This window comes from uncultured Gordonia sp. (genome assembly GCF_937858515.1).
Lineage (GTDB): Bacteria > Actinomycetota > Actinomycetes > Mycobacteriales > Mycobacteriaceae > Gordonia.
Genome location: NZ_CALLZT010000159.1, coordinates 1 through 12,118, shown reverse-complemented (window position 1 = coordinate 12,118; position 12,118 = coordinate 1). Strand labels below are relative to the sequence as shown.

Genomic DNA, 12,118 nt, shown 5'->3' with positions numbered 1-12,118 from the left:
TGAATGTGTGGACAGGTATTGGGCGGGGGCCTAGCGTTCCCTCTATGACGTCCACCACATCCACCACGCTCGCGATGCATATGAGTGACGGCATCGTGAATGCGCCGGTGTCATTCGCTTTCGCCGTCATAGCGGTAGTGGGCCTGACCGGCTGCTGCTGGCGGGCCCGCGCCGATCTCGACGAGCGCGCCGTCCCGATGGCCGGCCTGGTCGCGGCTTTCATCTTTGCGGTGCAGATGATCAACTTCCCGATCCTGCCCGGCGTCAGTGGTCATCTACTCGGTGGTGCGCTGGCCGCGATCCTGGTCGGTCCCTACGTGGGTGCATTGTGTATCGCGATCGTCCTGGTGGTACAGGCATTGCTGTTCGCCGACGGAGGGGTGTCGGCGCTGGGTACCAACATCACCAACATGGCGCTGGTCTCCACCTTCGCCGGTTTCCTGGTCGCGATGGCCGGTCGCAGGTTCGTCGCCGGCCGGTCGGGTGGGCGCGGGTTGACAGTGGTTTCGTTCACCGCCGCACTCATCGGAACGGTCTGTGCGGCAACCGGGTTCGTGATCGAATACGCGATCGGCGGGGCGGGTGACTCATCACTGGCGACGGTGGCGGGATACATGTGGGGAACACACGCGCTCATCGGGATCGGCGAAGGACTGATCACCGCGGTGACCGTGACGGCGGTCGCGAATGCGCGACCGGATCTGGTGTATCTGTTGCGCCGCACTCGCGACGCGGGTCAGTCGACCGAATCCGGGCAGGAACGGGTCCAGGCGGCCGGAAGTGAAGGAGTTCGGGCATGAGTATCACCGACAACGCAGCCGCGCAGAGCGTCGGCGCAGACGCTCCGGCGGGGGCCGGTGGGTCGTGGGTGCGCCGGCACATCTTCCTCCTGTCCTTCGGAATGGTCGCACTGGTGATCGCGGGTGTCCTGTCGTATGCGGCGAGTTCGTCGCCGGATGGACTGGATTCAGCGACGATGCGCGGGTGCGAGACGGTCGAGATCGACGGCGGCGAAGCGCTGCGCGGCAATTGCATCGCCCAGCACGCCGACGATCACGTGCTGGCCTCCTCGCCGCTCGCCGACTACAGCGTGTCCGGGCTCGGCAACTCGGGCGGCATCGCGGGAGTGATCGGGGTGGGCGTCACTGTGCTGGTGGCCGTTGGCCTGTTCTGGCTGCTCGCACGGAGCCGGAGCGACCTGTCGGCACGGAGTCGGAGCGACCTGCTGGCACGGAGCCGGCGCGACGGCACCGAACACTGACCGGACGGGGATGTCGCGATGGGAGCCGGTCATTCACACCCGCTGTATCGGCAGGGCGACTCGCGGGTGCACCGCGCGCCGGCCGAGGCCAAGTTGGTGTGCCTGGTTGGCTTCGTCTTCGCGGTGGTCGCCACACCACGTGAGATGTTCTGGCCCTACGCGGCTTTCGCCGCGATTCTCGTCACGGTGTGGGTGATCGCGGGGATTCCGGCGCGGTGGATAGCCCCACGCATGCTCATCGAGGCGCCGTTCGTGGTGCTGGCGGTGTTGCTGCCGTTCGCCGAGGGCGGTGACCGCGTCGACGTCGTGGGCATGTCGTTATCGGTGTCCGGGCTGTACGCGGCGTGGGGAATTCTGATCAAGGGCACGTTGGGTGTGGCGGCGTCGTTGACCTTCGCGGCCACGACGCGCGCGGGCGAGCTGCCGGTTGCACTGTCGCGGTTGGGGATTCCGGGCATGGTTACCCAGATTCTGGTAATGATGCTGCGTTACGTCGAGTTACTGTCGGCGCAGGCGGCACAGCAGCGCGTCGCCAGGCTGGCCCGCGGCGACGATCCACGCTTCGCGCACCAGGCGGCGGCCATTGCCAAAGGCGTCGGGTCGCTGTTCCTGCGGTCGTACGAACGGGGCGAGCGGGTCCATCTGGCGATGTCGTCTCGCGGTTTCACCGGCACGGTCCCCGAGATGGCGGCGATGGCCACCTCCGTGAAGGCAACCTCGGTGCAGTGGCTGGCCGTGACGATGCCGGCGCTCGTCGCGGTCACCGTGTCGGTGATCGCCTGGAATGGTTTGTGACGAGAAGCGATGGTTTGTGACGAGAAGCGATGGTTTGTGAGGAGAAGCGATGGTTTGTGAGGAGAAGCGATGGTGTGGTCGAGGCGGACGCGGGTCGATACCCGATATGCGGCCGAATCCGGGCCCGCTGCCGTACCCGGCGCGCCGGCAGTGGCAGTGGCGGTGGCGGGGCTGCGTTTCACCTACCCAGACGGGAGTGTCGCGCTTGACGGGATCGACCTGACCGTCCGGGAGGGGGAGCGGGTGGCGCTCCTCGGACCCAACGGTGCGGGCAAGACCACCCTGATGCTGCATCTGAACGGGGTGCTCAGAGCCACGTCCGGTGAGGTGGCGATATCGGGTATCACGCTGGGGGACAAGTCGGTTCGCGATATCCGACGCCGAGTGGGCCTGGTATTTCAGGATCCCGACGACCAACTGTTCATGCCGACCCTCGCCGAGGACGTCGCGTTCGGACCGGCCAACTTCGGGGTCGTCGGCGCCGAACTGACCGCACGTGTGGCCCGGTCCCTGGATGCGGTGTCGATGTCGGAGCAGGCTCACCGTGGCGCCACGCACCTGTCCGGAGGGCAGCGTCGCCGCGGCGCACTCGCGACCGTCCTCGCCTGCCGCCCGGACGTTCTCGTCCTCGATGAACCGTCGGCCAACCTCGATCCGCTCGCGCGCCGGGAACTCACGCAAACGCTGCTCGGGCTCACCACGACCATGCTGGTGGTCACCCACGACCTGCCGTACGCCGCGCAACTGTGTGAACGGGCCGTGGTGATCGACGCCGGTCAGATCGTGGCCGATGGACCGATCGTGGACATTCTGTCCGACGAGGCGTTGCTGGCCAGGCATCGCCTGGAATTGCCGTGGGGGTTCGACGCGGAGAGTCTGCGGCGCGCCCGCGCAGCCGGTGTGGGTTAGCCGAAAGCTAACTGACCAACCGGACAGGGGTATACCTGCCCGGTGAAGGCGTGTGCAGATGTGAAGGGACGGTTTGCGTTTGCGGCTCTGGGAGTGGGGGTGTGATCCGCGTAACGTCGCCGGTGTCACCCCGAAGTCCCTACTGCGCATAGCGCGAGGAGGTAGTCATGCAGGTAGATGAACTGCTGAAGCCGTTCCCCATCAAGGAATTCCACCCCTTCCCCCGGGCCATGATGGGCCCCGGTGCCCACGAGATGATCGGTCCCGAGGCGCTGAAGCTGGGCTTCAAGAAGACGCTGATCATGACCACCGGTCTGCGGGGCACGGACATCGTTCACAAGATCTCCGAATCGTGCAAGTACCACGGTCTTGAGGTCGTGGTATTCGACCAGGTCGAGTCCAATCCCAAGGACTACAACGTCATGGACGCGGTCTCGCTCTACAACTCGGAGAAGTGCGACTCGTTCATCTCCATCGGTGGCGGGTCGGCTCACGACGCCTGCAAGGGTGCCCGCATCTCCGTGGCCCACGACGGTCGCAGCATCAACGAGTTCGAGGGCTTCAACAAGAGCGAGAATCCCAAGAACCCGCCGCATATCGCCGTATCCACCACTGCTGGAACGGGTTCGGAGACTTCGTGGGCATATGTCATCACCGACACCACCACCGACCCCGACAAGCCGCACAAGTACGTCGCCTTCGATGACGCCTCGGTGACCTCCCTCGCGATCGACGACCCGGTGCTGTACTACGACTGCCCGGTCGCCTTCACCGCCCAGTGCGGTTTCGACGTGCTGGCCCATGCCTCCGAGCCGTACGTGTCCCGGCTGAACTTCCAGCCGTCGCTGGGCAACGCGCTGCACGCCATCCGGCTCACCAACCGGCACCTGCGTGAGGCCACCTGGAACCCCACCGAGCTCGCCGGCCGCGAAGGCATGATGTACGCGCAGTACATCGCGGCGCAGGCGTTCAACTCCGGTGGCCTGGGCATCATCCACTCGATCAGCCACGCGGTGTCGGCGTTCTACGACACCCATCACGGACTGAACAACGCCATCGCGCTTCCGCGTGTGTGGGCGTTCAACATGCCAGTCATGTACGAACGCTTCGCCGACATCGCCGAGGTGATGGGCGTCGACACCCATGGCCTGAGCAAGGTGCAGGCCGCTGATCAGGCCCTCAACGCTGCGATCCGGCTGCTGCGCGATGTGGGTATCACCGAGAAGTTCACCGACGTCAACCAGGACACCCACGTCAAGAACCGCCTCGGCACCGGCCCGACCCCGTTCTACGCGGGCCGCAAGGTCATCGACGGCAGCGCAGCCACCATCGATGCGATCACCAACCACGTGCTCGGCGACGCCTGCACGCCGGGCAACCCGAAGGAGTGCACCTTCGAGACGGTTCGTCCGGTCGTCGATCACTGCTTCAACGGCGACCTGGACGATCTGCTCACCTAGGGCATGTCTCCCATATCCCTTTGCGCGGTGGATATGGGAGACGCGCCCTAGTGCAGCCGATCTCCTCAGGTCCCACGGGGTCCTCTCGTCACATTCGCCCGTGACGAGGTGAGCGGGTGGCGGACAATCACCACAGTCCGCCACCCGCATTCCCCATCTTCAGTACCGTCACCGAGAGTTCAAGAACCGGAGCATCACATGTCCGAGACCACAGCCGCCTCCGCGGGGACCACAGCCGCCTCCGCGAGCACCACAGACGAGACCATCAGCCCCGCCGAGGAACAGTTCGCCGATGTCGCCGACGTCATCGAGCAGTTCGCGAAGGCCGGCTACCTCGCCGATCAACGACTGGGGACCACGGTGTTCCTGCAGGGCAGGCTGGGCAAGCCGCTACTGCTGGAGGGCCCGGCGGGCGTCGGCAAGACGGAATTGGCCAAGACGCTGGCAACGGTGACCGGGCGCGAGTTGCTGCGTCTGCAGTGCTACGAGGGGCAGGACGAGACCACTGCGCTGTACGAGTGGGACTACGGCAAACAGTTGCTGTACACCCAGGTGTTGCGCGAGAAGATCTCGCAGGTGGTCGCCGATGTCGACACGCTGTCGGAGGCGGTCGACCGGATCGGTGCCGAGGAAAGCGTGTTCTTCTCCGAGCGATTCCTGGCACCCCGGCCACTCCTGGAGGCGGTGCGCTCGGAGAAGCCGGTCGTGCTGCTCATTGACGAGGTCGACCGTGCCGACGAGGCACTTGAGGCGGTGCTGCTGGAGTTGCTCGCAGAATTCCAGGTCTCGGTGCCCGAGATCGGAACCTTCGTGGCCAAGCACCCCCCGCTGGTGATTCTGACGTCCAACAACACCCGCGATCTGTCGGCCGCGCTCAAACGCCGGTGCCTGCATCTGTCGCTGGACTATCCGGCCGCCGACCGCGAGCTGGAGATCATAAAATCCAAGAACACCGGACTTTCGGATGCGCTGGCCGCCAAGCTCGTTCAGATCGTGCGTGGCCTGCGGGACCTGGATCTGCGTAAGGCCCCGAGCATTTCGGAGGCCATCGACTGGGCGCGCACCCTCGCGGTGCTCGGCGCCGACGAGCTCGATGCGGAAATCCTTTCGCAGACAGCAAATGTGGTGGTCAAGTACGATCGGGACCTCGCGCGTGCGGTCGATGCACTGCCGCGTCTGGTCGATCCCAACGCGCAAGTGCCCAGTCACCTGCATACCCACGACCATGGCCACGGTCACTCCCACGATCACGGCCATTCCCATGATCACGGTCACTCCCACGACGGGGGACATTCGCACGATCACGACCACAATGAACCGGGACGCGAGAAGCGTGCGTCGAAGGACGAGCCGGGCCGCCACGGCGACGACTACTATGGCGCGCCCGGGGACAGCAGCGACATCGGCAAGCGCACGGTGAGCGCGGGGCAGGGCAGCCGGTCGTTCGCCTCCCGCGGCGGCGGCGCGCGCAAGCGGCCGTTCTAGGGGCCCGGGATGGAAGGCGCGATTCATCGTTTCGTCCGGCTGCTACGACTGCACGGAATCCGTATCGGCGTGTCCGAGGCCATGGACGCGATGGCCGCGACTGCCGCACCGGAGATCCTCGGCGACCGTGAACTGCTCCGCTCGGCTCTCGAGGTGTGTCTGGTCAAGGACCGCCGCGACGAGGAGACCTTTCACGACGTGTTCGACAGGTTCTTCCGGTTGCTTCCCGTGCTGGAAAGTGATGATGGACACGGACATTCGCACACCCACGATGATCTTTCCGACAGCGGCGAGCTCAACGAGTACAGCCTCTCGGACGAGATCTCCCAGACCCCGCAACAGGGCCACAGCCACGGCCCGCCGTCCAATCTCAAGGACTATTTCGATCCGGAGGATCTGGCCGAGCAGTACAACCTGCATCAGGAGGCCAACCGGCTCGACATGGCGTCGCTGACCGACGAGATCGTGCTGTCGGCCGATGAGGTGCCCAATTCCGAGGCCGCCGCACGCGTTCAGCTCACGGTGTCGCGGTTGTCGAACCCCGGCAGACCGGGTGAGTTGGTGGCCGACGACCGGACCCGGCTCGACGTCGAGTTGTCGGTGGCGCAGGAGATGGCGCTGCTGAACTGGCTCGACAGCGAAGGTGACGACGTCACCCAGCCCGACGTCGAGGAGATCGCGGCATTGCGCCGCATCCTCGCCGGCCTGCTCGACGGTCTACCCGAAAAGCTGCGCGACCATCTTGAGCAGTTGATGGCCAGCGATCACGAGATCGAGGAACGCGAGGTCAAGGCCGAGGTCCGCGACGTCATCCACGAACACGAGCGGGCGAGCCTGGAGGATTCGATCCGCCGACTGATCCGCAGCCTGCACGGTGCGCCGAGGTCGCGGCGCAAGGTTGCCGCCCGCGGGTCGGTCGACGCCGCCCGCACGATGCGTGCCAACCTGCGCTACGACGGTGTTCCGTTCCGGCCGATCACCGTGGCCAAGGTGGAGGACCGGCCGAGCCTGCTGATCCTCGCGGACGTGTCGCTGTCGGTGCGCGCGGCGGCCCGGTTCACGTTGCAGCTGGTCCACGGCTTGCAGTCGATGGTCTCGCATGTGCGCTCGTTCGCATTCGTGTCGGATCTGGTGGAGATCACCGACCTGTTCGCCGAACATCCGATCGAGGAGGCGCTGTCCCTGGTGGTCAGTGGCCTGTCCAACGGCGGTGTCCTCGACACCTCTGCCGACTCCGACTACGGTGCCGCGCTGGGGAAGTTCCTGGAGGAATTCGGCGGCGCGGTCAACCGGCGTACCACCGTGATCGTTCTCGGTGACGGCCGCGGTAACGGAAGCGATCCGAATTTTCCTGCGCTAGAGGAGATTTCACGACGCGCGCGGGAGGTCATCTGGATCACCCCGGAGCCTTCGTACTCGTGGAAACTCGGCTCGTGCGATCTGCCCGGGTACTCCGAGTACTGCGATCGGGTCCACATCATCCACGATCTGGCGGCACTGGAACAGGTGTCGGTGGATGCGATCAAGGTCTGATCGCCGGACCCGAAGCCGCCCTGTCTCGTACCGCTCATTCCGCTTGCAACGCTGCTGCATGCCTGGCCGAAGTAATGTGGCTCGCAGTGTCAGTGGATGAGGTTTTTGAGCGGGTACCGCAGTCGCGGGCCGGGTTCACAGGTGAACAGCCGGCCCGCGATGTGGTGCGCGTGGCCAAGTTCCACGCGCCAGAGGTGATCATCGGCCGGGGCGCGCTCGCGGAGATTCCGCGTGCGGCAGAAGGCCTCGGACTGAATCGGCTCCTGATTGTCTCTGATCGCGGAATCGTCAGCACCCCATGGTTTTCCGAACTCAGCGACCGGCTCCATGCAGCGGGGATCCACACCTCCTCGTTCACCGGGATCAGTCCCAATCCGCGCGCCGGTGAGGTGGTGGCAGGGCTGGAACGCTACGGCATGGCCCGATGCGACGGGATCGTCGCGCTCGGCGGTGGGTCGGTGATCGACGCGGCCAAAGGGGTGGCGATCCTGGCCGCCAACGGTGGCCACATTCTCGAATACGAGGGCATCGACAAGGCCCGACATCCGTTGCCGCCCTTGCTTGCCGCCCCGACCACTGCCGGCAGCGGTTCGGACGTGTCCCAGTTCTGCATCATCAGCGACTCCGACCGGATGACCAAGGTGGCGATCATCGGACGCGGTCTGGTGCCCGACGTGTCGGTGATCGATCCCCGGGTGTTCGCGACGATGCCGCCCGAGGTGGCAGCACAGTCCGGGATGGATGCGGTGTCCCACTGCGTCGAGGCGTACGCCTCGCGTGCGCACACCAGACTCACCGACGGTGCGGCTCTGTCAGCGATCGGCACGGCATGGCGAAGTCTGGAACGGCTGGTGGACTCACCGGCCGACTCCGACGCCGGAATGGACATGGCGTACGCGGCGCTGCAGGCCGGAATGGCCTTCACCAACGCGATCCTGGGTGCCACGCACGCGCTCAGCCACCCTGTCGGTGGTATGTGCGACGCGCCGCACGGGGCGATCAACGCGATCATCCTGCCGCATGTGATCCGCTTTAACGCACAGGCCGACCCGTCTCCGTACGTCGATCTCGCGCGGGCGATCGGCCTGCCGGAGTCCCCGACGCCGCATGCGGCGGCCGAACGTTTCGCCGACGAGATGGCACGGCTGACCGCGCGGGTGGGGCTGCCGCAGTCGTTGTCGGCCTTCGGTGTGCAGGCCAGGGACATACCGTCGCTGACCGTCAACGCGCTGGCGGACGCCTGCATGCGGACCAACCCGCGGCGGCCGACCGTTGCCGATGTCGCCGCCATGTACCACGAGGCGCTGTAGCCATGCCGAACACACGCGCCCGGGCAGACGGCGCCATCGACTCGCGGGCACCGGAGAACCTCGTATCGGAGAATCCCGCACCCGAGACATCCGACGCCGAGTGGCTCAACTCGCTCGTCGGCCTGCATTCGGTCAAGGGCGGCCACTACGCCCAGTACCGTGGCGTGGAACAGCGGCTGAGCAGGGTCGTCGGTGCGCTCGACCGGATCTCCCGGGCACTCGTGGACACCGCGGAGGGGCCGCAGAACCTGGTGTTGTCGGTGGCCAGGGCGGTCAGCGAACACCTTGACGCCCAGTGGGTCGTGTTCGCGCTGTGCGACGGCGAACTCGAACGCACGGGTCCCCGGCACCTGATGATGTCCGCGGAAGGCACGGTATACGCCTTCGAGGGGGTGGCCAGTGCACGTGTACCCAGCAACCTGCCCGATGACGTCCTCAACCGTCTCAACGACATTCTGCGCCGGCAGTCCGGCCGGCTCGAACGCCCCGTCGTCGACCAGCACCATCTGCATCTGCCGCTGGAACTCGACGGACGCGTGGTGGGTGGCCTGTCGGCGTGGACGCGCCCGGGCTGTCCCGTGGACTCGGCCGACCTGGTGGTGATGCGGATCCTGGCCAGACAGGCGGTAGTCGCACTGCTCAACGCCGCGCTGCTGGAGGAGAGCAGGCATCAACTGGCCCGCGCGGAGGACGCCTACCAACGGGTCAGTGAACAGGCCGCGGTGCTGGCGGCGCGCAACGAGGACCTCGAACGTACCCAGCGAGAACTGTCGGCGGCGATGCGGCAGCGGCTGGTCACCGAGGAGCGCGAGCGGATCGCACGCGAGCTGCACGATTCGGTGACGCAATCGGTGTTGTCGGCGGGCATGCAGATCGAGGTGTGCCGGGTCGAGTCCGATCCGGCGACCGCAGCCAGGCTCGAGGTCGCCGGCCGGCTGACCAGGAACGCGGTCGAGCAATTGCGGTCGGTGATCTACGCGCTCAACCAGGCGCCGTCGGTAGGGGGTCTGAGCCTCGGCGAGATCCTGGACGAGCTGTGCTCGATGCATATGCCGGCCGACCTGCGGACCGAGGTCAGAGTCGTCGGGCGGGTCCGTGACCTGCCCGACGACGCGCAGCACGCCATACTGCGAATCGCGGGTGAGGCGCTGTTCAACACTGCGGTGCACGCCGAGGCCACCCGCGCCAAGGTCGTCTTGACCTACGGCGAACGGGATGTGGCACTGACCGTGGACGACGACGGTACCGGCGATCCGGGTCATCTGCGGCGCGTCCTGCAGGCGGCGATGCTCGGCGATCTGGCAGGCAGACACCGAGGGCTGGCCAACATGACGGCGCGGGCGAGTGATCTCGGTGGCATGCTGCGGATCAGGCGGTCGCGACTGGGCGGTATCCGGATTGCCGTCGAGTTGCCGGCCGCACCTGCCAGACCTGCCGGTTCTCAGGAGGCGAAACGATGACAACATATGGTGCACAAGGTGTTCCGCAACGGACCGCCCCGCCACTGGGGCGGCCCGTACACTCGGGCCACACCGCCGTCCGCACGATGCTCGTCGATGACCACGCATTGCTGCGGGAAGGAATCCGCTCGCTACTCGAGCGAGAGCAGGCGATTTCGGTGGTCGGTGAGGCCGATTCCTTCGACGCCGCCCTCGCCGAGATCGCCCGGTGCCGCCCGGACGTGGTCGTCGTCGACCTGAAGCTCAGCGCGGGCACCGAATACGAGGGATTGCGCCTGGTCACGGAGCTGACGTCGCGATACCCGAAGGTCGCGACCCTGGTGCTGACCACCTTCCTCGACGACGATCTGGTGGTGCGCGCGGTCAAGGCCGGAGCCCGTGGCTACGTTGTCAAGGACGTCGACACCACCGAGTTGGTCCGCGCCATCCAGGCTGTGTGGGGAGGTGGTAGTGCCTTCGACGCCCGCAGCGCCGCAATCGTGCTGCGGACGGTATCGGGTGAGGCCGATGCACCCGACGCGCTCACCGACCGGGAGCGTGAGGTGTTGCGGCTATTGGCAGACGGTATGTCCAACAAGGGAATCGGGCAGAAACTCTTCATCTCCGAGTCCACGGTGAAGTTCCACATCCGCAACATCATCCGCAAGCTCGGGGTGTCCAAGCGGACCGACGCCGTGTACATCGCCAGCAAGCGCGGCCTGATCTGAGCTCGCGGCCTGATCTGAGCTCGCCGCCTGATCTGAGCTCACTGTCCTGCCGGCTACCCATGCGGCGTGAGTACCAGCCATCCGCCGTGGTCGCTGAATACGTCGGCGCCCGCGTGGTCGACCTTTCCCGCCCATAGCCGCAGCTCATCCTCGGTGAGCCGGAGCAGGTGCCCGAAGTGCTCGGTCGGTACCTCCTCGAACGGCACCGCGATCACCACCCGTTGCCGGGCCACCCGCAGCGCCTCGCTTATGGCGGTGGTCGTGTCCTCGTCATCGAGGTGTTCGAGCAGGTGAATGAGGGTCACGGTGTCGACGTGGTCGTCGGGGTAGGGCAGTGCGACGGCATTCGCCACGGCGGCCTCCACGGTCAGTCCGAGACTCATCGAGGCGGTGGCGAGCAGGTCGATCGCACCCGGCGAGATGTCGCACGCGAGAACCGAACGCCCGTCGCGGGCGCAGGCGAGGGCGAAGAATCCGAAGCAGCACCCCACTTCGAGAATGTCATCACCGACGATCAACGACCGGGCCCGCAAGTGGACCGGACTGAACGGCGAAGTGCCGTCGGCCAATTCGTTGATCGAGTTCTCGTAGTACGCGCGCCAGGCCGCTGCCTTCGTGGGTGCCGACGAGCAGATCAGCTGGACGGCAGCATCCTCGAATTGAGTCTGGCCGTGCAGGACACCGAGCTCGACCAGTTCCGAGAGGGAGGACACCATCACCGAATCGGAGATGGTGAACTCGGTGAACGGGTGCGCGATCTCCACCCCGCCGGCGGTGCGACGCCACAACAGCGTGGCGCCGGTCGAGAAACCGACTTCGTCACCTTCTGTCGGCCTGACCAGCACGTTCTGGTGTTGTGACGTGGCCGTATCCGGATTCACAGTGGGCATGGGTCCAGCGTAGGTGCCTCGCGCACCTGCGTGAACTGGCCGAGAAGGCACCTTCACGCGGCCCGATCGGGCCCTGGGAACGTTGAATGACGTAGATCACATCAGCGCGATTTCGGTCGTGATCGGGTTCGGTGTCGATATTGTGCGCGATGAAACTCGCTCTACCTGCGAATACGCTCGCGGTAGTGACTGCTGACCTGGCGATTTGTTCTGCCCGTCATGATCGCGTAACTTTCTTCGAGTCAGAGCGACGCGGACAAGCGCCGGGGAGCCGGGCGAGGATGAAAGTCCTGGTCAGAGGCTTACGG

General features: G+C 65.9%; 11 protein-coding genes. 10 read left to right on the top strand and 1 reads right to left on the bottom strand.

What is annotated here, in order from left to right:
* Positions 1 to 44 precede the first annotated feature (44 nt).
* The 10 genes from Q0627_RS15320 (at position 45) to Q0627_RS15275 (ending at position 10,920) form a co-directional block, all read left to right on the top strand.
* The gene (locus Q0627_RS15320) at positions 45 to 800 is read left to right on the top strand and encodes an energy-coupling factor ABC transporter permease (RefSeq protein WP_291012050.1); all 756 of its coding nucleotides are present in this window, start codon (positions 45 to 47) and stop codon (positions 798 to 800) included.
* A complete protein-coding gene (locus tag Q0627_RS15315; RefSeq protein ID WP_324388757.1) occupies positions 797 to 1,261 on the top strand; it encodes a PDGLE domain-containing protein in 465 nt (154 codons plus the stop codon). Before Q0627_RS15320 ends, Q0627_RS15315 begins: the two co-directional genes overlap by 4 nt.
* Before the next feature lie 18 nt (positions 1,262 to 1,279).
* Positions 1,280 to 2,056: a cobalt ECF transporter T component CbiQ gene (gene cbiQ, locus Q0627_RS15310; protein ID WP_291012048.1), complete on the top strand. Its 777-nt coding sequence runs from the start codon at positions 1,280 to 1,282 to the stop codon at positions 2,054 to 2,056.
* Positions 2,057 to 2,125: 69 nt separating this feature from the next.
* Positions 2,126 to 2,965, top strand: coding sequence for an ABC transporter ATP-binding protein (locus Q0627_RS15305; protein WP_291012044.1), 840 nt, complete (start codon positions 2,126 to 2,128; stop codon positions 2,963 to 2,965).
* A gap of 167 nt (positions 2,966 to 3,132) precedes the next feature.
* A complete protein-coding gene (gene mdo / locus Q0627_RS15300) occupies positions 3,133 to 4,425 on the top strand; it encodes an NDMA-dependent methanol dehydrogenase (protein WP_291012042.1) in 1,293 nt (430 codons plus the stop codon).
* Between the two features lie 198 nt (positions 4,426 to 4,623).
* Positions 4,624 to 5,910, top strand: coding sequence for a MoxR family ATPase (locus Q0627_RS15295; protein WP_298811194.1), 1,287 nt, complete (start codon positions 4,624 to 4,626; stop codon positions 5,908 to 5,910).
* 9 nt (positions 5,911 to 5,919) lie between these two features.
* Entirely contained in the window at positions 5,920 to 7,443 is a 1,524-nt protein-coding gene (locus tag Q0627_RS15290) for a VWA domain-containing protein (protein ID WP_291017367.1), read from the top strand.
* 161 nt (positions 7,444 to 7,604) lie between these two features.
* Positions 7,605 to 8,753, top strand: a complete 1,149-nt coding sequence (locus Q0627_RS15285) for an iron-containing alcohol dehydrogenase (protein ID WP_298811239.1) — start codon at positions 7,605 to 7,607, stop codon at positions 8,751 to 8,753.
* A 2-nt stretch (positions 8,754 to 8,755) separates the two neighbouring features.
* On the top strand, positions 8,756 to 10,213 hold the full coding sequence (locus tag Q0627_RS15280; RefSeq protein ID WP_291017363.1) for a MadS family sensor histidine kinase: 1,458 nt from the start codon (positions 8,756 to 8,758) through the stop codon (positions 10,211 to 10,213).
* Positions 10,214 to 10,299: 86 nt separating this feature from the next.
* On the top strand, positions 10,300 to 10,920 hold the full coding sequence (locus tag Q0627_RS15275) for a MadR family response regulator transcription factor (RefSeq protein ID WP_291017371.1): 621 nt from the start codon (positions 10,300 to 10,302) through the stop codon (positions 10,918 to 10,920).
* A gap of 53 nt (positions 10,921 to 10,973) precedes the next feature.
* On the opposite strand, the gene mftM is transcribed toward Q0627_RS15275, so the two are convergent.
* The gene (mftM, locus tag Q0627_RS15270) at positions 10,974 to 11,810 is read right to left on the bottom strand and encodes a mycofactocin oligosaccharide methyltransferase MftM (RefSeq protein ID WP_291017361.1); all 837 of its coding nucleotides are present in this window, start codon (positions 11,808 to 11,810) and stop codon (positions 10,974 to 10,976) included.
* Positions 11,811 to 12,118: the final 308 nt, after the last annotated feature.

Coding starts and splice junctions, on each gene's coding strand:
- Q0627_RS15290 (WP_291017367.1), top strand. CDS start 5,920: ATGGAAGGCGCGATTCATCGTTTCGTCCGGCTGCTACGACTGCACGGA.
- Q0627_RS15275 (WP_291017371.1), top strand. CDS start 10,300: ATGCTCGTCGATGACCACGCATTGCTGCGGGAAGGAATCCGCTCGCTA.
- Q0627_RS15280 (WP_291017363.1), top strand. CDS start 8,756: ATGCCGAACACACGCGCCCGGGCAGACGGCGCCATCGACTCGCGGGCA.
- Q0627_RS15295 (WP_298811194.1), top strand. CDS start 4,624: ATGTCCGAGACCACAGCCGCCTCCGCGGGGACCACAGCCGCCTCCGCG.
- Q0627_RS15305 (WP_291012044.1), top strand. CDS start 2,126: ATGGTGTGGTCGAGGCGGACGCGGGTCGATACCCGATATGCGGCCGAA.
- Q0627_RS15320 (WP_291012050.1), top strand. CDS start 45: ATGACGTCCACCACATCCACCACGCTCGCGATGCATATGAGTGACGGC.
- cbiQ (WP_291012048.1), top strand. CDS start 1,280: ATGGGAGCCGGTCATTCACACCCGCTGTATCGGCAGGGCGACTCGCGG.
- mftM (WP_291017361.1), bottom strand. CDS start 11,810: ATGCCCACTGTGAATCCGGATACGGCCACGTCACAACACCAGAACGTG.
- Q0627_RS15315 (WP_324388757.1), top strand. CDS start 797: ATGAGTATCACCGACAACGCAGCCGCGCAGAGCGTCGGCGCAGACGCT.
- mdo (WP_291012042.1), top strand. CDS start 3,133: ATGCAGGTAGATGAACTGCTGAAGCCGTTCCCCATCAAGGAATTCCAC.